General features: G+C 59.6%; 23 protein-coding genes. 14 read left to right on the top strand and 9 right to left on the bottom strand.

The features are described 5' to 3' along the window. Positions 1–4: 4 nt before the first annotated feature. Positions 5–2,725, bottom strand: a complete 2,721-nt coding sequence (locus AC066Y_RS27265; protein ID WP_478276560.1) for a coiled-coil domain-containing protein — start codon at positions 2,723–2,725, stop codon at positions 5–7. A gap of 1,108 nt (positions 2,726–3,833) precedes the next feature. On the opposite strand from AC066Y_RS27265, the gene AC066Y_RS27260 reads away from it, so the two are divergent. Next, a complete protein-coding gene (locus tag AC066Y_RS27260) occupies positions 3,834–4,022 on the top strand; it encodes a hypothetical protein (protein ID WP_478276559.1) in 189 nt (62 codons plus the stop codon). Between the two features lie 312 nt (positions 4,023–4,334). Here the strand turns inward: AC066Y_RS27260 and AC066Y_RS27255 are convergent, their stop codons facing one another. From AC066Y_RS27255 to AC066Y_RS27240, 4 genes are all read right to left on the bottom strand, one after another. Next, the gene (locus AC066Y_RS27255; protein ID WP_478276558.1) at positions 4,335–4,547 is read right to left on the bottom strand and encodes a hypothetical protein; all 213 of its coding nucleotides are present in this window, start codon (positions 4,545–4,547) and stop codon (positions 4,335–4,337) included. A gap of 612 nt (positions 4,548–5,159) precedes the next feature. Next, positions 5,160–5,945, bottom strand: a complete 786-nt coding sequence (locus AC066Y_RS27250) for a hypothetical protein (protein WP_478276557.1) — start codon at positions 5,943–5,945, stop codon at positions 5,160–5,162. Positions 5,946–6,454: 509 nt separating this feature from the next. Then, a complete protein-coding gene (locus AC066Y_RS27245; RefSeq protein ID WP_456723855.1) occupies positions 6,455–6,670 on the bottom strand; it encodes a hypothetical protein in 216 nt (71 codons plus the stop codon). Positions 6,671–7,021: 351 nt separating this feature from the next. Beyond that, complete coding sequence (locus AC066Y_RS27240; protein WP_478276556.1) at positions 7,022–8,086, bottom strand: hypothetical protein; 1,065 nt, start codon at positions 8,084–8,086, stop codon at positions 7,022–7,024. Here AC066Y_RS27240 and AC066Y_RS27235 point away from each other — a divergent pair. After that, positions 8,073–8,879, top strand: a complete 807-nt coding sequence (locus AC066Y_RS27235) for an SGNH/GDSL hydrolase family protein (protein WP_478276555.1) — start codon at positions 8,073–8,075, stop codon at positions 8,877–8,879. The two genes, AC066Y_RS27240 and AC066Y_RS27235, sit on opposite strands and share 14 nt — an antisense overlap. A gap of 184 nt (positions 8,880–9,063) precedes the next feature. Here AC066Y_RS27235 and AC066Y_RS27230 read toward each other — a convergent pair whose 3' ends face one another. Both AC066Y_RS27230 and dinB read right to left on the bottom strand, forming a co-directional pair. Further along, positions 9,064–9,273 (bottom strand): hypothetical protein, encoded by a 210-nt coding sequence (locus AC066Y_RS27230; protein WP_092125470.1) that lies wholly within the window; start codon positions 9,271–9,273, stop codon positions 9,064–9,066. Positions 9,274–9,487: 214 nt separating this feature from the next. Further along, positions 9,488–10,735, bottom strand: a complete 1,248-nt coding sequence (dinB, locus tag AC066Y_RS27225) for a DNA polymerase IV (RefSeq protein ID WP_478276554.1) — start codon at positions 10,733–10,735, stop codon at positions 9,488–9,490. A 343-nt stretch (positions 10,736–11,078) separates the two neighbouring features. Here dinB and AC066Y_RS27220 point away from each other — a divergent pair, with 343 nt between their 5' ends. The 8 genes from AC066Y_RS27220 (at position 11,079) to AC066Y_RS27185 (ending at position 18,500) form a co-directional block, all read left to right on the top strand. Next, entirely contained in the window at positions 11,079–11,345 is a 267-nt protein-coding gene (locus AC066Y_RS27220; RefSeq protein WP_478276553.1) for a hypothetical protein, read from the top strand. 240 nt (positions 11,346–11,585) lie between these two features. Continuing rightward, the gene (locus AC066Y_RS27215) at positions 11,586–12,722 is read left to right on the top strand and encodes a hypothetical protein (protein ID WP_478276552.1); all 1,137 of its coding nucleotides are present in this window, start codon (positions 11,586–11,588) and stop codon (positions 12,720–12,722) included. Between the two features lie 461 nt (positions 12,723–13,183). After that, positions 13,184–13,618 carry a hypothetical protein gene (locus AC066Y_RS27210; RefSeq protein ID WP_478276551.1) on the top strand — a complete coding sequence of 145 codons (435 nt, stop codon included), beginning with the start codon at positions 13,184–13,186 and terminating at the stop codon, positions 13,616–13,618. 80 nt (positions 13,619–13,698) lie between these two features. Further along, a complete protein-coding gene (locus AC066Y_RS27205; protein ID WP_478276550.1) occupies positions 13,699–15,102 on the top strand; it encodes a site-specific DNA-methyltransferase in 1,404 nt (467 codons plus the stop codon). Continuing rightward, positions 15,026–15,250, top strand: a complete 225-nt coding sequence (locus tag AC066Y_RS27200; RefSeq protein ID WP_478276549.1) for a DUF5681 domain-containing protein — start codon at positions 15,026–15,028, stop codon at positions 15,248–15,250. The genes AC066Y_RS27205 and AC066Y_RS27200 overlap by 77 nt, the downstream gene beginning before the upstream one ends. 70 nt (positions 15,251–15,320) lie before the next feature. Beyond that, on the top strand, positions 15,321–15,725 hold the full coding sequence (locus tag AC066Y_RS27195) for a DUF5681 domain-containing protein (protein ID WP_478276548.1): 405 nt from the start codon (positions 15,321–15,323) through the stop codon (positions 15,723–15,725). Next, positions 15,709–16,038 (top strand): DUF5681 domain-containing protein, encoded by a 330-nt coding sequence (locus AC066Y_RS27190; RefSeq protein WP_456669871.1) that lies wholly within the window; start codon positions 15,709–15,711, stop codon positions 16,036–16,038. Before AC066Y_RS27195 ends, AC066Y_RS27190 begins: the two co-directional genes overlap by 17 nt. Positions 16,039–17,840: 1,802 nt before the next feature. Then, the gene (locus AC066Y_RS27185; protein ID WP_478276547.1) at positions 17,841–18,500 is read left to right on the top strand and encodes a GDSL-type esterase/lipase family protein; all 660 of its coding nucleotides are present in this window, start codon (positions 17,841–17,843) and stop codon (positions 18,498–18,500) included. Between the two features lie 1,064 nt (positions 18,501–19,564). Here AC066Y_RS27185 and AC066Y_RS27180 read toward each other — a convergent pair. Continuing rightward, positions 19,565–19,867 carry a hypothetical protein gene (locus tag AC066Y_RS27180; RefSeq protein WP_478276546.1) on the bottom strand — a complete coding sequence of 101 codons (303 nt, stop codon included), beginning with the start codon at positions 19,865–19,867 and terminating at the stop codon, positions 19,565–19,567. A 367-nt stretch (positions 19,868–20,234) separates the two neighbouring features. On the opposite strand from AC066Y_RS27180, the gene AC066Y_RS27175 reads away from it, so the two are divergent. The 4 genes from AC066Y_RS27175 to AC066Y_RS27160 all read left to right on the top strand — a co-directional run bounded on the left by AC066Y_RS27175 (position 20,235) and on the right by AC066Y_RS27160 (position 23,932). Further along, positions 20,235–21,089 carry a YqaJ viral recombinase family protein gene (locus tag AC066Y_RS27175; RefSeq protein WP_478276649.1) on the top strand — a complete coding sequence of 285 codons (855 nt, stop codon included), beginning with the start codon at positions 20,235–20,237 and terminating at the stop codon, positions 21,087–21,089. After that, complete coding sequence (locus tag AC066Y_RS27170) at positions 21,073–22,245, top strand: ERF family protein (protein ID WP_478276545.1); 1,173 nt, start codon at positions 21,073–21,075, stop codon at positions 22,243–22,245. Before AC066Y_RS27175 ends, AC066Y_RS27170 begins: the two co-directional genes overlap by 17 nt. Further along, the gene (locus AC066Y_RS27165) at positions 22,242–22,796 is read left to right on the top strand and encodes a hypothetical protein (RefSeq protein ID WP_478276544.1); all 555 of its coding nucleotides are present in this window, start codon (positions 22,242–22,244) and stop codon (positions 22,794–22,796) included. Before AC066Y_RS27170 ends, AC066Y_RS27165 begins: the two co-directional genes overlap by 4 nt. A 341-nt stretch (positions 22,797–23,137) precedes the next feature. Beyond that, positions 23,138–23,932 (top strand): hypothetical protein, encoded by a 795-nt coding sequence (locus AC066Y_RS27160; RefSeq protein WP_478276543.1) that lies wholly within the window; start codon positions 23,138–23,140, stop codon positions 23,930–23,932. Positions 23,933–24,016: 84 nt separating this feature from the next. Here the strand turns inward: AC066Y_RS27160 and AC066Y_RS27155 are convergent, their stop codons facing one another. Then, positions 24,017–24,484: an FkbM family methyltransferase gene (locus AC066Y_RS27155; protein ID WP_478276542.1), complete on the bottom strand. Its 468-nt coding sequence runs from the start codon at positions 24,482–24,484 to the stop codon at positions 24,017–24,019. Positions 24,485–24,616: the final 132 nt, after the last annotated feature.

Genomic DNA, 24,616 nt, shown 5'->3' with positions numbered 1-24,616 from the left:
AATGTTAGCGATGCAGCGCGTCCAGCCGAGCTTTCGCCTCCTTGATTCCTGCTGCATCGGCCCTGGCATACAGCGCCTTTGCTTTGGTCGCATCGCTGCGTGTGCCGTAAGTTCCCCATTTCGCCAGAACCAACGGATCGTAAGTTTCTGCCAGCGCAAAGCTCGCCTGGGCACTGCCCATCTCGACGGCGCGCTCAAGCACAAGCCGCGCCGCCCCTACATCGCCCTGCCGAAGCAGGGAACTGGCACGCGCCACCAACCCTGCAGCTTCCGCAACCTGCTCGGAAGCGGGCTGAACAACAGCGCGAGCAGGTGCCGGGGGTGCCTGCTCGGCGATCGGATTGGCGGCCGCTCCGATGTAGCCGGACTTGTCTGGGCCACGCGAACCGGTCGTCACAACGTCTGACGCACCGCCGAGCCCTTTGCGACCCTGGGCCTCATAGGCATGGATCGCGCTCCGCGACAGGAAGAAGTTCTGCGCCCTCACGCTGGCGCTTTCGCCGCGCAATTGCTTCAACTCGGCAGCATCGGCTTCTGCTGCTGTCTTCTGCAGCAAGACGTCCTCGTTTGCCTTTGCGGCCCTCGCCGCCTGGACCTCAATTTCGCGACGAACTGCTGCCAGGTCCCGTTCCAGGCGTGCGGACCGCTCACGCTCCTTTTGCAGATCCGCCGCGCCGCTCTTCCCCGCCAATGTCAGCCGGGACAAATCCTCGGCCGCCTTGGCTGCCAGTGCAGTCTTGGACTCGACATCGCGCCGCGCCGTCGTCAGATCCTGCTCCAGCTGTGCGGACCGCTCGCGCTCCTTTTGCAGGTCCGCAGCGGCGCTCTTGCCCGCTGCTTGCAGTCGCGATGTTTGCTCGCCTGCTTGCGTCACCAGCGCGGTCCTACTCTCAACATCACGTCGTGCCGCCGCCAGATCCTGCTCCAGCCGCGCGGATCGCTCGCGTTCCTTTTGCAGGTCCGCAGCGGCGCTCTTGACCACGACTTGCAGCCGTGTGGTTTCGTCGCCTGCTTTCGACACCAGCGCAGTCTTGCTCTCGGCATCACGCCGCGCCGCCACCAGATCCTGCTCCAGCCTGTCAGCCCGTTGACGTGCCGCCTGCAGCAGGTTCTGCGACTCTGCCGCGCCGTTCTCCCGCTCCCGTTTCAATCGGGCTGTTTCATCGCTTGCTTTCGCCGCCAGTGCGGCCTGGACCTCGACTTCACTGCGAGCCGCCGCAAGATCCTGCTCCAGCCGGGCCAATTGTCCAAGTTCGATGGGTGCGGCTTTCTGAGCTGAAGCCGCGCCGCGTTCAGCCGCCCGCCTGAGCTCCGTCACTTCTTCGCCAGCCTTGAGCGCCTGCGCCTCATATGCGTAGATCGAGCTGCGCGCCTGCGAGAGTTCCTGTGCAAGCGCGTCGGCCTTCGCGCGCGATTGCCTCAGATCGACAACCACGGCTTCCACGGACAGCTTCTGACGCGAGACTTCCTCGCCCGCCTTTGCCGCCAGAGCAGTTTGGGCCTCCAGATCACGCCGTGCCGCCGCGAGATCCTGCTCCAGCTGCGCGGACCGCTCATCCTCCTTTTTCAGGTCCGGCGTTCCGCTCGCCTCTGCGGCCTTCAGCCGGGAGGTCTCTTCGGCTGCCTTCGCCGCAAGCGCAGCCTGGGTCTCCAGATCACGCCGCGCCGCCGCGAGATCCCGCTCCAGCCGCGCAGATTGCTCGCGTTCCTGCTGCAGGTCGGCTGCGTCTCTCTCCCCCGACTGCCTGAGGCGGGACGCCTCCTCGCTCGCTTTCGTCGCAATTGAAGTCTGTCTCTCCAGCTCCCCTCGCGCGACGGCGAGATCCTGCTCAAGACGTGCGAACTGTTCCGGGTAGCGAAGCGACCCGGTATCGCTCGCAGTAGCCTGTCCGAGGTCGGCCAGTTCTCCTCCAGCCGCACGGGCTTGAGCTTCGTAGGCCTGGATTGCGCTCCGCGTCAAAGAAGAGCCGCCCGCCGGCACTCCGGCCTTTGCAGGCGGTTGCCTTGTCTCGGCCGTGCCGATCTCCCCCGCCCGCTTCAGCCGTGAAACTTCCTCGCCTGCTTGTGCTGCCAGCGCGGTCTGGGTCTCGACATCGTGTCGCGCCGCCACGAGATCCTGTTCCAGCCTTCCTGCCCTCTCAAGCGCTTGTTGCAGCGCATCCTGCACCCCCGCACCACCCTGCACGGCTTGTTTCACCCGGGCAGCATCTTCGACGGCCTTGTTGGCCAGGGCAGTCTGGACTTCGAGGTCGCGTCGAGCCGCGGCGAGACCCTGCTCCAACGTCTCTGCCCTCTCACGCTCGTGCTCGAGGCGCTGCAGCAAGCCAATGTCAAGCCTTGCAGTGGAGAGTTCGCAGGACAGGCTGCCACCCAAATTGGGCTCCTGGTCCGAGGGAGGCCCGCTCTGGTCGTGCGCTCCCTGTACGATCAGCATCGGCCGCTTGGTACCGCCTTCGTCCCGCGGCGTAGCCTCGGAATTGCCGTCCTCCGCCGCGACAGCCGAATCGACAATGCGAAGGGCCATCGTTTGCTGCGCATCTGCCGCGAGACGCACAGGATCGGGCGACGCCCGTGTTGTTTCGGGTGCCCACGCGGTTGCGAGGATAGCGACGGCCGTCGACCACAGGAGTACAGGCTGTGCAACGCTGAGCAGGCGTCGCGGCGGCGCGCCTGCGATGTCGCCGGCGCGGCCTACTTCATTGTCGAGGAGAACCGTGCGGTCCATCCGCAATCACCTTTCGTTTGGCGACACGATCTATCGAGGTGCGGCGTTAAGCGCCCTACCCTCGGCGCGAAGCCCGTGATCCGGATTGAGGCCCCGCTCCCAATGTGACCACCTCGATTCTCACCTTCTCACCGAGATCGCTGTAACATTGTGCGACGTTGGTCGCATTGTTAAGGAGCGGATTGTTCGTGAGCACCACGAGCACGAGCACGGCAATCCGCCGTTTGCGGTTCGTGGCACTGCTGCATTTATCTTCCCATGGGACCCTGCCTTCGCCGATCCGAATTTTCATCGTAGTTTCGTGCAGTTCGCCCTCGCGCGCTATTTCCCCTTGGAGGAGCCCGCCTAACCCTTCCGGATTATGCGCTCTGCCACCTGACCTGGCGCAGCAACGAGGAATCGATTGACCAGTGCATTACCGCGCACCGGGAACATCGCCTGACCGCCGGGATGGCAGGAGTTCGAAACACCGATCAATTGCGCACGGGAATATTTACCGAGGTACGGATTCGCCGTGCCGGTGTCTTGGCAGTCGTCGGCACCGTCGATCGCGGCAGCCTTCGCTCAACTGGTCCTTGATCACGGACACGGCCGGACTTGAGGCATCGATGGACCGGCGAATAATCCCCCTAGCGAGTAGCATCGTAATTGCCCAAATTGATCGTGACTCCGGATGGCTCCGCGACAGTTTGACGGAATACCTCGGAATTTCCGGCCAACGCTCTGCAAAGAAGGGTAACTAATCTACACTCGCTTCATTGCAGCGGGAGCAAATCGTGCGTTGCGCGCCTTCGATCGTTCGCAAGATGCGGAGCAAGGCCTCGATCTTGTAATTGCGGGAGGCCTTGTGGTCCTGGATAGGTCGCGCCTCGCGCGATACCGGTGATGATGCGAGCACACATCGCGAGACCCTGCTCCGTGGCCGTGCAGGGACGCCATTCGGTGCGCATCGTCGCCTTCCACACTGCCAGGAAAGGTTGCGCAAAGTTACAACCGAAATCATTGAAGCGGCGCAGAGACAGTGGCGAGATTTTTCCCGGCTCTCTGCAATTTTGTTGGGAATGGCCGGGAGGCGTCCGCCTATTGCCGGTCTCGCATGGAGAGGAAGATGACCGACGAGCAGTTGATGCGCCTGAAAGTCTACGGGAACAATGTCCAGCGCTATCGCCGATTGCTCAAGGGCAACCTAACCGAACAAGAGAGGGAATTCGTCGAAAGGCGCCTCACTGAAGAGCAGTTGGCGATCCAGAGGCTAAGGACAAATGGCCTCGTACATGGCCCGTCGGAGATAGTGTGAACGGGTTATTTCCTCCGCAAGACCATGGCGTCACGCTGATTTTTGACGACAGCGCCGGGCGGCAGCATGTAAATGAAGAACACGCTCTCAAGAAGTTCCCGGCTTGTTCTAAAGGCTCGCACAGCAATGGCGGTTCCTTAACGCTCAGCAATCGCAGTCGAATTCCGCAAGGGCCTAACTTTGTTCCACGAAGGTGTCGCCATTTTGCCCCGCCTCGTTCCCCGATGTCTCATTCTGTTCGTATATCTTACTAGGTAACACAGGCGTCATTTGTTCGCTGTCTGTTTCGCCGATGCTTCGCGATGCATTCGATCACGGCCCAACCCGAGCATTGCCCGCAGTTGCCGGTAGGGCGTCGGTCAAAGCCTGCTTTATGCGTTCGGCCTGCTCCTTCGTCAGCTTCTCGGCAAAGCGGCCACCTTTTTCGAGTTGCGCCGGCCCCTTGAGTTCTCGATCATAAACCATCCAGTCGGTGCTTCCTTTCCGAACGAGGAATCTAGCCTGCTCAAGTGCGGTGAAGTTCAACGATGCCTCCCAATCAATTCAGTCCGCCGATCTCAAAAATACACAGCCGGGGACGGTCTATTCCTAAACCGGGACACTGAAATTCCCAGCATCGCCTAGACTGCAAGGCCTATGCCGATACACCCCCGTTTCCGCGGAACCATGCCGCGGCGTGTAGTATGGCAATGACCCTGAGGTAGTTGATCTCCGGCGCTGCCCCTTGCATGACGTAGAGCCAGACAGTTCTCACAGCTCGGCCTTCTACTCTGCGGGTTCCGCTCGATGTCACTCGCTAGTCCGAGGCATCGTGCGGGTGACGAAGCCCACTTCGCTCGTATGGAGCCGTCTCTTCGACTTTGCGAAGGGAACCCTCGATGCCGACGAAGAGAGCTCGCGATGCGCCATGCGCGCGACCCGATCAGAATAAAGGCCGCGGGTTAGCCGAGCCACCCGATTGCGCGGCGTGGTTCTGGAGGCCGCTACATCGTCCCGCATCGCTTCGCGCACTGGGCGAGGTGCCGCTCACCGACCGCCGCTGATTCCAAGTCATTCCTTGAGATCAGGTTCAAGAGGCCGCCGTCCCAGCGCCAGCGGCCTATCCGTTACTGCCTGTCATGAAGGTGGATTCGCAGATTAGCGCGCTGACCACGGCCATGCCGACGGTTGCGGCTTGTTGGCTTGCGGGCGCGCCGCATTCGGCGCCCGCTTGTGCGTCTGGGTGACATTGGTCGGCGGCCGCGGACGCGGCACTGGTATTTCGGAGGTTACCTTTGGTTGTTCTGACGGCGGCTTAGGCTCGTCAGGCTCTGCCTTTGGCGCCGAAGCGTTGGCGACCAGACTGGCCAGTTGTTCCTGGCTTGCGTTGAGCCGCTCGGTCATCGTCTTGCTGTCCTGCGCCATCTGAATCTGGGCAGCCTTGATCTGGCCGATGACATCGTTGTTGCGTGCTGTTTCCACCTGACTCGCCTTGAGTTGGCTTGCCACGCTTTCATTGTCGCGGGCCAGCTGTTCTTGCCTCAGTTGTAGTTGTTCGACCGCTTGCCTTAGGGAGGCGAGATCACGCGCCATCGGTTGGAGCTGTTGTGCAATATCCGGGGAAGGTACGACGGCAGTCGGTGCAATGTCTTTCGGCCGGGCTTGTGTCAGAGGTGTGGGGTTTGAGGGGGACACGACCGCCGTACCAATGGAGGACCACCACCAAGTACCCCCAACAATGGATGTCAGCACAACAAAGCCGATGGAGGCCGGATAGCGCCAATCTTCCAATCGATGAATCATTGCTCGCAACGCTCGAGGCACTTTCGTGCTGGTCGTTGGACTCAACGGACTGACTCCCGCCTCACGCGCGAAGTTCGAAAGCTGCTCCTCCAAGCTCGTGAGCCGCCCTTCCGCAACCTTGTTATCCCGCGTGGAGTCCATTTGGTGCTCCGCAACAAACAAAATGCAATCCGACCGAGAGCAGAACCAATGGCCGACTGAACGGTCCATTCAAGTGCGCAAATGGGAAAGCGGGTAGCGTACCGCAGCCTAGGCGAGCAGGGAAGCGGCTCGACGCGCTTGAGCTCGCTCGGACTGCAAGGGCATTGGTCCGACGCTGAACGGCTTGCTGCCTCGGTCAGTGGCCCCGGCTGGAAACCCTCCCTGGCAAGGTTTCCATGCCAGGCCACGAACTGTCTCCGGCAAACTACCGCTCGCGCCCCAGCAACACAATGGAACGTCTTAGGGCCCGGTGCCGCTATTCTACGGGAATCGTTCCCGAACCGGTTCGGACGCGATGTCTGCCGATCGTCCCATGCTAGGGAGCTCCGCCGCACCGGTGCCAGGCTCCGCTGGCACGCGACTGTCGTGGTCGTTTCCGAGCGGGATCGCTGCTCGTCAAACACAGTGCGCAAGCAAAATAGCTGAGAGGCACGTGGCCATAACCATCTTCAGCCGACCCTAACAAACGTCCACTCGGGAACTTCAAACGGTAGGCCACGGGCCGACGGATAATGGGAATAACCTCCGAGGAGATCGAGCGCGGCCACTGCCGAGTGATAGGACCCAAAATCCTCCTCTTCGAAGAAGAAGTGAAATCGCCCGTTCAGCGGCACGATGCGAAACGTGCCGCCCTTGGAGCGGAATTCCCAATAGCCTGACGTCATTGCCGCCGCCAGACGCGCCGACGACCGGTCCTTGCGGCCTCGAGCGTGCAAACGATCAACCTAACGTCATGGCCAATGTGGAAGCCTTTGAATGTCATATGAGGAGCGCCTTCGAATCGGGCTGATTCTACAGCGGAAAGACATTGTCAGCCAAAGCGCCGACCGACTTATCCATCGACTTTCAGAGCGGACGTCTAACAGCGCGACAAATCGTCAATCGATTGAAGCGCGGAATATTACGGGAGCAGTGCAGGTCCTGGGCTGACCGCGGGAGCTTGTGACATAGTGCATAAGCTTTCCCGCGTGTTGGACAGGCGCGTCGCGGTCGACCGGCTCATCAAACTGCCACCATCAATCAGGCACCCATTTGATGGAAGCCGGATCGGCCGGCCGCGTGGTCGTGTAAGTCACCAGGTCGTATCCTTGCTCGACGACGAGATCGGCAACTTCGATGAAGCCTTCGTTGTTCTCGTCCTTCGAGCTATGAAGCGTCACATCGCTCATGGAGACATTCTGGTTCGTCAGCGAGAGCCTGACCATTCCCTGATGGTCTCGAATTGGCCTGCAGATCGGAATGAGCCGCGCCTCGAAATTTGTCGGGTGATAGGGCTTGAGACGCAGGTTCTTGTGGAAGGTTCTGTCTCCCTCGATCGACAGCACGCTCTTGCAGGCTGCCGAGTTCACCATGAGGCCGCGGATGGATGAATCCGACCCGATGTGGATCGGGTACGTCTCGCCGCGTTCCAGCCGGACGCCCGAAAACGCGATCAGCCTCGACGAATACTCCACCGGTGTGCCCGCAATTTGATCTTTGAGCGGCACGCGTTCGTAAGCCGTGAAGGCAAACGTGCGTTTGCACTTTGCAGTCTTGGCCGTCCTTATCTTAGTCAAGAAATTGCCAAGGTGCGTTGCTATCAAGCCCGACAAGAACTCGGCCGGATGACTGCCGTCTGCATAGAGTTCCTTCGCTTCTACGTTCTTGGACTTGACGACCGCGGCAATGACATCCCTTACATCAAGATAGTACCAGTCCTGCTTCTGGCAGACGGAAATACAGGCGGAGATGATCGTTCTTGATGCGTTGATGTCGCTCACCGGGATGCAGACAAAAACCGGCTCGCAATTGGCGCGTTTGGCGGAATGCCCGATCCACTCGACCCACCTTACAACATCGTAGTAATCGATCGCATTGGCGGAAAGCAGCGAGAAATCGATCACGCACGTGTCGACAATGCAAAACTCCGAGCCTTTGAAGAAATCGCCCTGGGCGAAGTACGGACCGAGCAAGGACGGAGATGCACCGATCCTTCCTGCCGATGTCACTTCAATTGTGTCATCGGCGTCCAGAAACTTCTGGAAAAAGCCTGCCTTCAGGATGCTGTTTGACTGTCCCAGGATCGAAATGCTCAGCGACATCAGATTGACTGCCCTCAGATGGAACCGCGCAATGACATCGAAAACGCACGATGAAGACCCCCGCAACATCGCGTCAATCGTCTATGTCGCGGCGACGTTATCAATTGTCGCAGCACTCTGTCTACCATCGGAGGGACGCGCGCAAAGTTCGAGAGTTGCATGCGACAAGACCGACACGCAATTCGCCGTAACGGCCGCCATGCCGGACAATGCCGATGCCCTGCGCAAATATGAGAGAAATGTGTCGGGCCTGTCCGGCGATGTCTCGACAGTGTTGCTTGGTGACTCGCTCGTTGAGGCGTGGCCGAGGGAACTATCTGCCTCGCTCGGCGCCGGGCCGGTGGCCAACCTCGGCGTCGGACGCGACAGGATTCAGAACACGCTCTGGTTCATCGAACACGAACGCGAGCGGCTGCGCAAAATCAGGCCGAAGTCCATCATCGTGCTGGTCGGGACCAACAACATCTATCTCGACAAGCCGTGCGGAGTGATGGAATCCTATCAAAAACTGTTTGAGGAGATCAGATCGCTTTGGCCGAACGGCAGGATTTTCTCCATCCAGATTCTTCCGCGAGGCGAGCAGATGAAAGGTGCGGCCGAGAATATTGGATCTGTCAATGCCGAGCTCAGCAGACGAAGCAGGGAGCTCGGAATCAGGACGATCGATGCCTCCGACATCGCATGCGGACGAACAACGCCGTGTGCCAATTACAAGAGCGATCTCCTGCACCTGACCCCATCCGGATACGAAGCGCTGACCAGGATCGCCAAGGAAGGCATTGGTTCATCGTAGGCGTCCAACGAAAGCCGCGCGGGAGCCGTCAATGACGCTTGGGCGCGATCTGGCTTGCCAAAGCGCGATGAGATTGGGTTGAGACCGTCATCGCGTTTAGTTCATTGTTTGAGCATGATCGCCGCGCAAACGCCTTGCGTCGGTCGCGAGGGAAAACCGCTTCGCACTTTTTCCGGATCATGCTTTACGTCAGCATCGAGATGATCGATTGCAGCTGATCGGATGCCGACGCCACGAGGCCATCGAACGACGTCTGGCCGTGCGCCGCCGCCCGCAAGATGCATTCGGCAACCGCCGCCTTGAGACCGAACACCGATTGATCGGCCGGCACGCTTGCCATCACCGTCTCCAGCGCGTCGCGCATCGTCTGGATCAGTTCGGAGCTGAATTTCATGGCTGTCCTCCGCATGCTCAGGATAGACCGGGCGCGCCACGCCACCACTCACAAGCCCGCGATTCCGGATTGCGTTTTCTTAATGCAACGGCAAGCCGGTGAATCGGCGAAGAGCTAGAGCATGATCCGGAAAAGTGCGAAGCGGTTTTCCGAAAGATCATGCGCAAATAAGAAGCTAAAGCGCGATGACGATTCGATCTGATCTCATCGCGCTTTAGAGCTCTTTCTCGGCCAGCTTCCGGAAATCGTCGGGCACCGAACGAACGACCTCCAGCGCTGCCGAACCGTATCCGATCGCATCCCAGCCAAAGCGATCGCGGACCTTGTCGATGGCACAGTCTGCGGCCCAGCGCGCCATCCCGATCGGACTTCCAGGGCGAAGCGCTTGATCGGCCAGTCCGAGCGGAAGCTCGAGCGCAAGATCCCAATGCTCCTCGAGATGCGACACCGAGATTGCCAGCAGCGAAATGAATTTCTCGCTTGGGTGATCAGCAAGCGTGGCGCGCACCAGTCTCTCGGCAAGGCTGGCGAGGATCACCGTCGTGCACACGGGCGCATCGAGCGTCATCGAGCGTGTCACCGATTTCAGGTCCGCGAAGCGAACGCGCACCGTCACGGTTCGTCCAGGCCGGGATTTCGCCCGAAGCCGCGTGGCGACGCGGTCGGCGAGATGAAGCAGCGTCGGCCGAATGACCTGCTCGATCGCGGGCTTTCGGCCAAGCGCCGATTGCGCTCCTGCCGATCGCACGCGCCGATGCGGCGTGAGCTGTCGCGGATCGCGATTCCAGGCCAGCGCTGCGAGTTTCTCGCCCGCCGCCAGACCGAGCAACCGCGTCAGCGACCGCTCCGACAATTTGGCGAGTTGACCGATCGTCGAGACGCCGATCGCGTCCAGCCGTGTCCTGGTGACCGGCCCTACTCCCCACATCAATTCAACCGGTAGTTCGTGCAGGAATCCGAGCTCGGCGTCGGGATCAACGACCACGAGTCCATCGGGCTTTGCGACCTGCGAGGCGATCTTCGCCAGATGCTTGGTGCGCGCGACGCCCACCGAGATCGCAAGGCCGAGCTCCGTGCGCACGCGCCACCGGATCGCCGCGGCTATTTCGGCGGGCGTTCCGAACAGATGCGTGCAGCCGGCAACATCGGCAAACGCCTCGTCGATCGAAATGCGCTCGACGAGCGGGGTGAAGTCGCCGATCACCTTGATGGCTGCGTCACCCAGCCGTTGGTAATCGCTGAAATGGCCGCCGACGAAGATCAGTTGCGGGCAGAGCCGGCGAGCTTCCCGTCCCGACATGCCGCCAAACACCCCGAAGGCCTTGGCCTCATAGGACGCGGCAAGCACAACCCCGCCTCCGACGGCGATCGGTTTGCCTCGCAGCGACGGTTCAAGCAGCTGCTCGACCGACGCGTAAAACGCATCCAGGTCCGCGTGAAGGATGGTGGCTGCGGTTGCCATCTCAACCCGTTCATTCCTGACCTGACCAAAACTGCTCGTCCCTGGAGGCTACGATAGACACCAGAACGAAACAAGAACAAATTCCAGTCGACCAGGAATGGCCGCCGACGCTGGCGGTCTCCCGGCGAACTGGGCGCGCGCTGCCGCGCCAAGCATCGAAGCCGGCTGCCGATCGCTCTCGAAGCAATCACCGCGAGGCGGTTGGCGGGTCGCTCGACGTCCACGGGCACATTCTCCGCCGAGGACGAGCGCGATCGCGCGCGGCTCTCGCGTCCCGCTGCGCCAGCTCGCTCATGAGCCGGCGTTGTTTGACGAACAGGCTTTTTCGGGTAGAGATCAAGGCATGACCGACCACTCTCATCAGGTGGACTTCCAGGCCGCGGCCTCGCTTTACAAATGGCCTTCTCTCGGCAATTCCCGGCGAGAGGATCGCGCGCCCTATATGATCGTCAACGGAACGCTCGACCAATGCATTCGGGACTTCATGGGCAAGCCCGAGAAGACCCGGCATCTCTACGAGATCCGGACCAAGTCGCAGCCTCCCCTCGTGCCGGAGGTGCTGTCGCCCGAGCACGTGATCGAGCTCTCCAGGCTTCGCGAGTTCCTCTGAGGCGCTTCAGCGGACGTGATCGTGGCGCGTCTCGTTCGCAGGCAGACTTATCCATCTGTCGTGCGCCGGAAGGCGCATTGTTTGCCTCAGAGGGAGCCGCTACACTTGCCTGACTCTCCGAGTGACGGACGTCCGCGCCGGCATGATTGATCCGCTTCGGCCTCGTCTGCGGTTCGCACATCGCCGGCACGGGAGCGAAGCGGCTGCACGACCGGTTGCCGGGGCATCGAGAGGCGCCACATGAGGTTCAATCTGGCGATCTTGAGCGTCCTGGCCGCAAGACCCGAGCAACGGATTCCGCTTGAGGAGGTCAGCCGCGAAGTCAAGCGCATGATCGCCGCGGGCGATGCAGCCACGAAGCTGAAGCGATCGTCGGAGCTTGGCGACGCCGACGTCTTCCAGTCCGGATGGGCTTCGATCAATGAGGCCGGGCTTCAGATCACGGACTCTGGTCTGGCGCTATGGCGCTCGCTTGAAGCGTCCCGCATCGAACAGGAACTCAGCGAGCAGGAGCCCAGCGAACGGCAAGCGGAGCCCGTGGAGACCGTTGCTGGCGACCCGCGCGATGCGATCAGCGATGCTGTTGTCGAACGGCCCGACGCGATTGATCCGCAAATCCTTCGCGTGATGGAAGGAGGCCTTGCCGATCGCACGACCTTGGGCGCAAGCCGCGCAATGGCAACGCCCGCCCCACCCGCGCGCGCGCCGATCATCCCCGAGCCGGCATTTGGCTCCATTCACGAGCCGGACCGAAACGTTTCTCGGCTCTCGCGCCTTGTCAAACTCCTCGGCACCGGCATGCCGGGATTTGCCCGGGCGCGGCGGCGGCGCTCCGAGAGCGACGTGCCGGATCGGAAAACGGCCAAGGGCGTCGGAATGCCGGGGCTGGCCGTTGCGTGCCTCAGCCTGATCTCGGTCGTTGCGTGCGTTGCCGCAGCGATTGCACTCGGCCAGATCACCTCGCTGAAGTCGGACAACGCCACGCTGCGGCGCGAGCTGATCCCGTTGAGGGAACGTCTCGTACGACTCGAACAGGACGCCGCGAAACGCGAGGCCGCCCAGCAGGACGAAGCGCAAGACAAGCTTGAGGCGGACAAGAAAGCCGCTGACGCCGGGAGGGAACAGGCCGCGCTCAACCTCTCGCGCGAGGAGATTCAGATCATAAGGGAATACATCAAGGCTGCCCCTTCGGCCGGTGCCGGCGGACCGCCGATCAACGTCGGCGATCCCGTCACCGGCGGAATGATTCCGCTGCCATCACCGCTGACGGAGAAGGTTCCGCGCCTCGTCGGTGCGAGGTTTGCGACCCGCAACGGCGCCATCATCATCAGCACGCGAAACAGCCGCCGCGTCGATGCAGTGCTGACGGCGAACTAAATCTGCGCAGAAGGCATCGATTGTCGCGCGCGGACAGAAAGAATGCGAGGGGGACGGCAAGTGGGCTGCCGGCCCAGGGCATCGTCACCAACGGCCCAACTCTGCCACTGAGCGTTACAACGGGGTCCGGGCGGTGGACCTAGTCTAACCCAACCGATCTGGAGCACCCAATTCCCTGCATATCAGGGCAACAACAGGGACTTCGCTACTTTTCATTGCCTCCCAATGGCCACTCCGCGACAAAAGTCCAATGAATGACGATCTTTCGATGGATCGAGAACGGAAGTTAACAGGGGAATATGCTACGATAACAGGGGAACGGATTCGCAGTAACAGGGCGGTCAGAACCTCGCCCTTTTTGGAGTGCGCGCCCCCGCGGAGGCGTTTGCAGGCCGCTTTTTGCAAGAGGGAAGATGTTAACAATATCTAAACGCCGCCGGGGGCGCCCGCGTGGACCCACGTTGAGAAATGCTGATTTTTACGCTCAAGTTTGGGTTGCCGTCCGGCTGCTGCGTATTCGCATTTTCGCCGAGACCAGAAAGACCCCCTCGATCCGCCGAGTCTGTGATGAATTGTCGGCACAGGGTGGCATTCATTCCATTGTGGGCGGAAACGTCGAGGCTGTCGCCGACATGTCCGCCAAAGGAACGAAACGATGGCATCGATTTAAAATCGGCTCGACAAGGTCAACGCTGACGCCGAGCGCCAAGGGAACCATCTTTTCGTGCCATAGCGTCACGAATGCTGAAACCTTGAGAACTTGTTATGGAGACGCTGATGAAATGGCCAAGCGTGACCGGCCTCTGCGACTCGTGTGGATGAACCTGTGCCGGGAGCACCTCGGCGTGCCGCCCAAAAATCGTAGGGCGATCGTTATGCATTCCTTGACCGGGTAATTTTATTTCGCATTTTCCGCGCCACATTACCCGTCGAATCAGGATTATTGAAGTGCTCCGACAACATCGGAGTACGGGATTTGACCCAAAAGAAGCAGACTTCCCCTAACCCGGCGGCCCCTCAGCAGGCCGCCGGCGCAGCAGCTAGCAGCACGGCAACGAACGCTGGCCTGGTAGAAATCCAGATTCAATATCGCGCGCTTGCGGATCTCCTGTTGGACGCGCGCAATCCGCGCCAGCACTCCCAGCGTCAAGTTACCCAGCTTGCGGATAGCATCCGAGAGTTCGGCTTCGTGATGCCCATTGTCATCGATGACAAGGGGAACGTCATCGTCGGCCACGGGCGGGTCCTTGCCGCCAAGAAGCTTGGAATGACGAAAATACCCGTGGTCGAGATCCGGCACCTGTCGTCCGCCCAGCTGAAGGCGCTCAGGATTGCGGACAACAAACTGGCACTGAATGCGCATTGGGACGAGCGCCTTCTGGGCGAAAGCTTCCTGGAGCTGAAGGCCCTCGACCAGGATTTTGATTTGTCGGTGACGGGCTTCACCCTGCCTGAAATCGATTTGACGATCCTAAAACTTAGCGAGCCGCCCATCGAAGACACCGAAGATACCGGCTCAGTTACGGGGGTTCCGGTCTGCCAAGCCGGTGATCTGTGGCAGCTGGGCTGCCATCGCATTTTGTGTGGCGACGCCGGATCGGAGTCCACCTTCGACGAGCTCATGCAGAACAAACACGGCGATGTCGTCGTCATCGATCCGCCCTATAACGTCCCCATCGGCGGCCACGTCTCTGGCAAAGGAAAGATTATCCATCGTGAGTTTGCCCAGGGTGTTGGAGAGCTTAGCAGGGACGAATTCATTCGCTTCCTAAAGGATAGCTGCATGCTGCTTGCGAAGTACAGCAAGAGCGGAGCAATCCATTTTGTCTTCATGGACTGGGCGCATCTCGACGAGCTTCTTGCCGCCGGCCGCGAGGTCTATAGCGAATTGAAGAACATTGCCGTCTGGGTCAAAAGCGCGGCCGGCATGGGATCGCTGTATCGCTCCCAGCATGAATTGGTATGTGTCTTCAAGTCCGGCACGGCGCGACACACGAACAATATCGAGCTCGGCAAGAATGGCCGAAATCGCAGCAACATTTGGAAGTACGACAGCGCCAGCACCCAGGCTCGAAAGGGCAATAACTTGCTGGAGCTGCATCCGACGGTCAAGCCGATCCCGCTGGTGATGGACGCCCTCCTGGACTGCTCGCACCGGGGTGAAATCGTCATCGACTCCTTCCTGGGCAGCGGAACTACGCTGCTTGCCGCAGAACGAACGGGCCGCATCTGCCGCGGGGTCGAACTCGATCCTCTCTATATCGATACGGCGATCCGACGCTGGCAGAATCTGACGGGGCAGGATGCCGTTCGGTCATCGGATGGAAAGCCCTTCCGAGAGATCGAATCTGAAAGGGAAGAGACTGGTGAGCAGGAATAGTGCTGAAGGCTATGAGGTAGGCTATCGAAAGCCGCCGGTAGTTGCGCGCTTCAAAAAAGGCCAGTCCGGGAATCCGAGCGGGCGGCCCAAACAGAACACTCGGGCAATTCACGCCGGTCGCCAGCGACCAGGCTCGAACAGGCAATAATGCTCGGGAACTTCATCCGACCGTCAGGCCGGTCCCGCGAATGAGATCGAATGCGAAAGGGAAGAGAGCGGTGAGCAAGGATAACGCGGAAGGCTATAAGGTGGGCTACCGAAAGCCGCCGTTGGGTTCGCGCTTCAAAAAAGGTCAGTCCGGGAATCCACGCGGGCGACCCAAAAAGAATACTCAGGAATTTCACCCCGGACGGATCCTGCAATCGATCGATAACGAGGAGCTTGTCGTCAACATCGACGGCAAGCGCAAGCGAATGCCAAAGGCTGAGATCCACCTTCGGCAGTTGTTCAACAAGGCGATGAGAGGAGATATCGATGCGGCAAGGATCATAGCAACAATGGCAAAGCAATATTTCGGTCCAGACGCCGAGGGCCCATCTGAGATAGAATTCGTTGTGGTGCCCGGAGGAAGCGATCGCACCAATGAAGCCGAAGTCGGAAGAATCTATGAGCGCGCAAGCTAGATCGAAGAACACACAATTTAAGAAAGGTCGCTCCGGAAATCCAAGAGGTCGTCCAAAACAACCAAAGCGACCGAAGTCTCTCGGGTTTCTGTTTCGCAAAGTTGCACAGGAACAGGTCCGACTTGAGATCGACGGAGAGGCCGTCACGATGTTGCGTTGGATCGCCTACGTAAATCAGATCTACACCATGGCCCTCAACAAGAATATCGGCGCGGCGCGTTTGTTAGACCAGCTCCGTAGGCAGTTTCCTGGCGACCCGCTGCCTGGTGATAAAATAACGTTCAGCATCACCGAAGCCGACGAGAGGCTTTGAAACGAGCCGATGCCAGGCTCATAAGTGAACAACCAGGGAGCACCAAGGCGCATTTTGCTGCTACTCAGTGAGCGACAACGCGACCATGACGGCTTTCGATCATTCACGGGAGTTGGTCTTCGAGCGGCACGCGAGAGACGCTGAGAGCGTCTATTCAGCCGATGGCCGGAGGACTGGATCAAGGTGAAGTCCCCGAAGCATATCGCCGTGTCCGGCATGTCCGGATTGCCGCCTCGTGGGGAATCAGTCGCCAAGTCCCGTGTGCGCTCGCGTAGAGCGGTCCCCTGCGCTTTTGGCTTCGAGGGGCTGTTGTCAAAGCGCTCAGATTGCTCCCACCGCGGCGGCCGGTGCCCGCATTGGCCTAAGGTCAGAGCACCCCGCCACCGCGACGAGCCGTGTGACGGAGGCGAAGGCACGAACAGACCGGCCGAACCCGTGGGCCACGATGGGAACGCCGCAACCAAGCACAAATTCGCCTATGCATGTCGCCAGTAGACGATGAAGCCGTCTGGCGTAGCCATGCAGTCTGTGTGAGACTGGGGATTTCAATATCCAGTTCATGAAGAAAGCGACGCGGGCATATATTTGTGAGACCGGCGGCGTCTTTTCCTGGCACGGTTGGGAATTACCGAACTCTCGCCAGCCGTAGCGACTTGCCCTGTTCATTGAGCTTAGCTTTTCGCGCTCGCGGATTGCTCGAGCGTGTTCAACGATCCGCCACAGAACGCGGTTCATTTAATTCAAGGCAGGAGTTATTACGCTCCGTCTCTAACCTCCATTGATTTGCGATAAAAGAAATCCCCGGAGGAATGGTGCAGGCTTCGCTGCTGGACCGCCCCCACTCGAGATCGCAAGATAGCTGTTTTTCTGACAGTGCCCTCACTGCCACTCTATGTCTCAGCACCACGTCTTCGTGGTTTTCGGCGTCTTCGTACACTGTGTCAAATGGTTCAGAGGTGGGTCTATCTCTCGGCGCGCTTTACCCCGGGTGTCATAAGCCGGTGGCGATTCTCGCTCGAAGCAATGCCGCGATAGGTAATGTTCGGGTCTACGACCATTTGTTAAGCAGCTATCGCAAGGGGGCAGTTCGCTGCTGCTTGGGACCGGCTCCGTCGAAGATTTCAAACTTGGCGTCGTCGATTACTGGCCAAAGGCGGCTGAACCCGTCGTGACCGAACATGTCCCGGTTCAAGTCGAAGGCATTTCTTACCCAAGCGAATTTTGCCTCTCGTAGGCCACGAAGAAGCGGCCGGCAGTATGTACCGTCGCTCGCCGGAGGTGGGCCTCGCCGTCAAATATCCAGACTTGAAGGGCACTCTAGCGGAGCGAACAAAGAAACTATAGAAACCGGAGTACTTACGAAAGTTTTGGGATTGGTCCGACGCTATCAGACTGATCGGAAATAATGCCGCACAAGCAGACGAGGTTTCCTGCGAGGACCTCACTATGGCGAGAACGTTCACTGTTTGCGTTACACGTTTACCTTGCCTGAGCAGGTACGTATGCGAAGGCCAACAATGGCCAGAAGCGACGGGCCCCTGTTCGACACCCGCGACGCGCGGTAGCTGCGCCAGTTCCGAAACTCAAGGGATTGATAATTTGCATCCGCCGCGCAGCTTGATTCTGCATCCTCATAGCCGTCAGGATTTTGCAATTTCCTTCCTGGGGCTAGAGTCAGCGCCGTCCGCTATTTTAAGCGGAAGGCGTTGTTGTCGTGAGGTTTAATTGTCGCCCACCGCAACTCTGCTACTGATGAAAATAACCCATGCGAATTTGCTTCCACGTCGGGCGGAAGGTTGGCAATGAGCACAGTCGGAATGGTCGAGAATCTAACTGGAGGAATGGGCAGCGACTGGCCGAATCTCGGTCAATACCGAGACAGCAATGCTGCGATAATGGCCCCACTGCGCGCGGTGTTCATCGGGGATTCTCTGACCGAAGCATGGCCTCACGTCGATCCCGAGTTGTTCTCGAACGGGATCGTCGGGCGTGGCATCGCTGGGCAGACCACGCCTCAGATATTGCTGCGCTTCATGGCAGACGTCGTCGCACTCAGGCCTGAGGTGGTTCACATTCTGTGCGGCTGCAATGACATCGCTGGCAATACCGGCCCGACGACATTCGGCGACTATCAGAACAACGTGCTGGCTATGCTGACACTTGCCGATGCGCATGGCCTGCGTGTGATTCTCGGCAACTATGCCGATTACGACCAGTTCGCATGGGCACCAGATATCGATCCGAAACCTTGGATCCGGCGCATGAACGCCTGGATCGAGGATACCGCAAGAATGCGGTCGTATGTCTTCGCCGACTATCGAGCGGCATTCGGAACGATCGATGACGCCAGAAAGGCGGCGATCATGCCTGATGGTGTCCATCCCAATGTCGCGGGTTATGCTTTGATGCGGCCTGTCGCGCTCCGAGCACTGAACCAAGCCTTTGAACAGGCAGGCGCATAGCGGCGACAACGCCCATCACCCGGAAGCCCATCGAGATCCCGCCGGACGTCACTGATTAAAAAAACGCCCCAGCGAACATGCCAGAGCCGAGTTTTCACTTTGGTCATCATCCGGCAACGCCTACGACGGCACCGGATATGCAACAGGTGCCGCCGGACGCGCTTCGCTCCTGTAAGAAAGTGATCGCCCCACGGGATCATGCGCGCACGAGAATTTGAGCGGACGGATACGGTTAAAATTTTCGTCCGGAGGATCCCATCTTTTTGCATTCCCCGCTGCGGATTGGCCGACCCAACCGTACACCCCGACCATCCTTCGGGAGCTAGAAGAAATGGCGGTGAAGCTAGAAGCCACCGCTAGCAAGCTTCCGCAGGGGCCGGGCCGCGACGACCTACTTGAAGATAGCGTTCGGCTCGCTGCATTGCCTCTCCGCCATCGACGCAAATAAAATAGGCCGCACGCGCAACGCCTGAGGTATCGACGCCGGAAAACCACGTAGGGTTTGAATACTTCTTGCATCGTTTTGCCCTCAGCTCGGCGTGCCCCAGCTCGGGGGGTGAGTTGGGGCCACCGGGACTAAGCTGGAGGCTGGGGCGGCCAACCTCCAGTACTGAGCAGGTTACGACTTTTTCCGGAATTTCGTCACTGGGATTCGCAAATTGCCGCGGCGCGCTACTACTTCTGCGCCATGAGGGCTGGCGGCCGCTCTGTTGATTGGAGCTAGTCCGGAACGGTAACTTCCGCGAGTATTTGCAGATTTACTATATCCTTGAATTGACTGAATCAACACAACCCGACCACCGCGAGAATCGGACGTGATCAATTCATCCGAGGCTTGATGCTTGACTGAAGCCAACGTTGAGAACCTGCGAGGCATTGAAAAAAACCGTTGATCCTGGCGAAGCGTAGAACCCTTTTTTACGCCGTTGAGGTAGACGCGGATCTTGTCGATGCCTTCGTCTCGACGTACCACTTTGAGCTGCTTCCGATTTGATGGACACCACGATTACGTGTTTACATGAAACCCGCGGTTAGTCGTTAAAAGAGTTCAATGTCGAGGCCCTTTATGCCTCGCTGCAAGAACGCTCTGTTTCAGCGCGCGCTCTGCTGATCCTGCTGGCCCGGATGACCCGCTTCTGCTTTGTAAAGGCCGTGCATTCGTAACGCGCAAGGCCGCGAATCCGTTTTGCTAGCGCCGCGTTCGGGCACATCAGGAATGCGGCGAGCAATTCGTAGCGAGCCAAGCGGACGCGGGCGAGCTCCTGCTGGCTCACGATGACGGCCGGCTCGAACGCCAGCGCTTCCTGCTCCAAGCGATTGAGAAGACCGTTCGTTAACGCGTCAGTCCCCGTGCTCTCAGACGCCATCGAGCGCGACAACCCGTGACGGAGCGCATTCCCGCATGATCGGGCCTTTCCCTGGACTGTCTTCGGGCCCGTGCTGTGCTTGGCATTTCTCCGATTGGCTTCGATTTGTCGAACTGACGCCATGCCCTATTCTCCGCGTTGCCATCACGCTCGCCACCTTGCTCCGTTCGCTATCTGCATCAAGCTCTGGCTGGCAAAAGAGCAAGATTGTTGCTGCAGAAAGGACTGGCGTTCCGCGGCAAACGGAGCGTTACTGAGTCGACCGGGCGCAGAAACGGCCCCGTTATCTCACCTCGCATCCCGCGGGGTTTGCGCAGTGCGGCAACCATCGCCGCGCTGTTCATAACGGGAGATACCGGTGAGTGCTATTCCGACCGGTGGCGCAACAGAGCCACGATTTCAGCTCGTCAAGTTCAACCCTGCTGATCGTCGTCATTTCATTGGCGGCTCGGATGCCCGTGTCATCATGGGCAATGATGAGGCGGATCTGATCCGCCTATGGCGCCAAAAACGCGGCGAGAGCGAGCCGGAAGACTTGTCCAACAATCTTATCGTCCAGCTCGGCACCGCCACGGAAGAACTCAATCGCGGCTGGTATCAGCGCAACAGTGGCCAAACCATCAAAGACATCCAGAAGCGCGTGCGTCACCCCGTCCATGCATGGATGGCGGCAACGCTCGACGGTATCGTCGAACAGACCGGCGCGGTGTTCGAAGCAAAGTTCATGCTGCCATGGGCCTTTAGTGAGGAAGCAGCAGCCGAAAAGCACATGGCGCAGCTGCAGCACAACATGTGGGTGATCGCGGCAAGGTCGGCGGTGCTCTCGGTGATCACCGGAGGCGGCAAATGGATCGAGATTATCGTGCATGCCGACCCGCTCTACCAGCACCTTCTGCTGACCGCGGAGAAGAAGTTCTGGCGCTGCGTACGAACCGGCGAGCCGCCGGTCCTTTTCGGGAGCGAGGCGCCGCGCCCGCGGCTAGCGGCCGTCAAGGTCGTGGACATGACCGCCTCCAACCTGTGGGCCGAATGTGCAGCGAGTTACCTCCGCACCCTCGTCGCACACGGCGACCACGAACGGGCGAAGGCCGAATTGAAAAAGCTAGTGCCGGAGGATGCCAAGGAAGCGTTCGGCTGCGGCATTCGTGCCAAGCGGGCGAAATCCGGCGCCATCAGCTTTGGCTCGCTCGAGGTGGAGATCGTCGATGCATCAGGCAAGTGAGCATATCGGCACGATCGCAGCCGCGCTCGCCAGAGCGCAGGCCGAACTGACCAACCCGGAAAAGACCCTGACCGCCATAATCCGCTCGCCCTTCCTGCGCGATGACGATCGGACCTTCCGCTATGCGTCGCTCGCCGCAGGCCTCGACATCGTGCGCAAGACCTTAAGCCGGCAGGAGATCGCGACCATACAGACCACCCGAATCGAGATTACCACGGGCCACATCCACCTCACCACCCTTCTCGCTCATGCCTCCGGGGAATGGATTTCCTCGGACTTGCCGGTCTGCGCCGTCAAAGACGTCGAGGCGCCGCACCGCATGGGAGCGGCGCTCACTTATGCGCGCCGCTATGCCCTCTTTGCTTTGGTCGGAATTGCCGGCGAGGATGATCTCGACGCCCCCGACGCGGTGGCGGGCCCGCCGGCCGCGGCGCCGCTAGCACCAGCTGGCGCGAAGGCCACCCCCGCCAAGGGCGTTCTCAACCGCGCGCCGATGCTGGATCCAACACGGTCGGCCGAGCTTCGGGTGCGGCTGTTGAGCCAGCTCGCGGTCCTGCCTCCCGGCGATGACCTCCTCGCCTGGGCAAAGGTCAGCCTTCCGCTCAAGAACACCCTCTTGGAGCCGGACGCCCAGCTCGTCGAGGTCGCCTATCTGACCAAGCTTCAGGAATCCGACGAAGCCGGGATGGTCGAACAGGCACGCGCCTTAGACCAAGCGCCAGAGCAGCCCCCGCAGCCTTACGCAGCCACGGATGCCGCGGTACCGGCCCCCCTGACAGATGCGCCTGCGGCCGGATTGGCGCATCCCAAGGAGTTGCCCCGCAGGCGCAGCAAGGCGCACCTCATGTTTGTCCGAGAACAACGCTGCCTCATTTGCCGGCAATCGCCTACCGATGCCCACCATTTGAAGTTCGCCCAACCCACGGCTCTCGGCCGCAAGGTCAGCGACGAGTACACCGTTCCATTGTGTCGCGCCCATCACCACGAGCTGCATCGACACGGCAACGAACGGGCCTGGTGGGCGAACTTGAAGATTGATCCCTTGCGGCTGGCCCATGACTTGTGGACGGCAAGCCCGATCCACAGCCCGCTCAGCGCGGCCATGGTCGGCACGGCCGCTCCCTCCCGCTTTGAGCCGGAGGTTCCCTCCCGATGAATGGACCATTTCAAACTGCGCATGAGTTGCCCGCAACAACAACGTTGCCGGTCGCGCTTGAGGTGTTTGCCCCACCTCCCCTTCTGCTCCCTGGTGAACGCCTAGACCATTACCACGCGCTCCGCGCAGCGATCTTCGCTGATTTGGCGCCACGTTCTGCCGTCGAGTGGCTGCTCGCGATCGACGTCGTCGAACTCTCTTGGGAGATCCAGCGTTACCGCGTCCTGCGCCACCGTCTGCTCGCGACCTATCGGCAAAAGGCGATTGAGGCCGCCTTACGCCATATCGACATGACCGGGATCGCGCCTGAGTTCGAAGACGAGGCCGAACACTACACCAGACAAAACGCGCTGAGTTGGCGACTCGATCCTGTTGCCACAACCGAAATCGAGGCGCGTCTCGCGTCGTACGGTTTCGACCAGCATTCCATCAACACCGATGTCTACATCCAGGCGCGCGAGGCCTTTGTCTTGTTCGAGGGCCTGCTCAATGCAGCGCAATCCCGACGACTGCTGCTCATAAGGGAGATCAAGAAGTGTCGCTTGCCGTGATTTGCAAGAAACCCACGGCTCTGGATCCAAGACTACCTTCAGGCATCATGTCCCACCATTTGTCGCCAGAGCTGGACTTAGCAAGTCGTGTGTACAACCTCAGCCTCCAATAGCTTCAGAACGATAGTTAGGGGAAGTACGGGAATAGCTTCTCCGTCTGACCTTTGCGAAGAAGCCGTTGCAAATAAACCAACGAAGTATTCGTTAAGGCGGGATGTGCACGCACAGCTGCTGGCTAGCCGCCGCGCAAAAATGGGACGACATGCGGATTGCTCTGATCACAATAACATTGTGTAATTAGCACAAGGCTCAATTTTTGATCGTCAGAAGGATAATGCTGCATGTCTTCGGGTTATCTAGCGGATCTCCGCACCGCTCCAATCGAACTCGCCGGCGACTGGGGTCGCATGATCCCGCATGCGGCTCTGCAGGTCGTTGAGCGGATGCGTGCTGCTTGCCTTGATGGTTTCCGCCTTGTTTCAAACGACCAACCCAACCGCCTTCGCGTTGAGGAACGCACCAGCGGCCCTCCCGCGGTCTGGCTTCACAACGACTCAACCGACCTTGCCTGGATTGTCGTCGACATTGGGGAACGGGATTGGTCGAGGCTCGCCTATCAGTTTGGTCACGAGTTGGGACACGTTACATCCAACTCATGGCGGCCGGACGCAAAGCCTGCAGCACCCAGCCAATGGCTGGAGGAGGCCCTGGTAGAAGCGTTTACGTTGCGAGGCCTCTCCCTGTTGGCGGACAACTGGTCTCGCGATCCTCCGTTCAAGGATGATAGTGGTTTTGGCGCCGCCGTTGCGGTCTATCGACAAAATGCTGTCGAGCGCTACGGAAAATTGGCGGCTGAACAAGGTAATTCAAAGAATCTCAACGCCTGGTTCAGGCAGCATCGTGCCGCGTTGGAGGCAGACCCCTGCCTTAACGCGTTTGCACAAGCGGCATCGCTATTCATCCTCGAAGAATACGAGCGCAACCCGGCCACCATGGAAGCGCTCGGCGCGCTAAACCGATGGGACGGCCGCAGCGCTATCCCCCTCGAGCAATATCTGGAGGCTTGGAAGGACAGCTGCAAAAAACTGCAGGCTTCGCCAGCCTTGCCCGATCGGCTTCAAGAGCTTCTAAGCTGACCTTGACCTGCCGATGTGAAGGAAAGCGGCCTATTGAGATTAGCGGCTTATATACGTACCGCGTCACGAACGCTTTGAAAGCCATCACGCCGCCTTCCGTACAAAAAGAAGGTTCTCACCTCGGCCTTGGCGCTCATCAAAAAAGGGGGCCAACGCGCGGCGAACGGTGGCTTCACTGCCGGGCCGAAATCTATCATGCGTCTCAATAATGATCGCTTGAATTCTTGCCAGACAATCATCTGCTGCCTGCGCAAACAATTCGAGTTCAGCGCCCTCAATATCAATCTTGAGAATGTCAACATGCGAGAAACCGGCAATTTCGATCAGCGTGGAGAGGCGGTAGCACGGCACTTGCTTGTCGCTGGGTCGTGGTGTGGTGGTGACCTGGACACCCCATGAATCGAGTGGAGAGTTTGTTTCGTCTTCGGTCCGCAAACAGATGTGTCCATCATGTGTCCATGCAGCGGCTTGACAACGATGAACGCGGGTACCGAGTATCTGCGTGTTGCGTACGAGAAGCCTGAAGTTCTCCAATTCTGGCTCGACTGCCAATACTGTGAACCTCCTCCGAATGAGTGGACACCTGTAGTAGGCTCATTGAGCGCGGAGGTGTCGAATGGAACGTCAACGTCGGTCGTTTACCGAGGAGTACAAGCGGCAAGCCGTTGAGCTGGTGGTGTCGAG

The organism is Bradyrhizobium sp. USDA3010, assembly GCF_056429065.1.
Note: the sequence above shows the minus strand (reverse complement) of the source record. Positions and strands in the feature narration are given on the sequence as shown.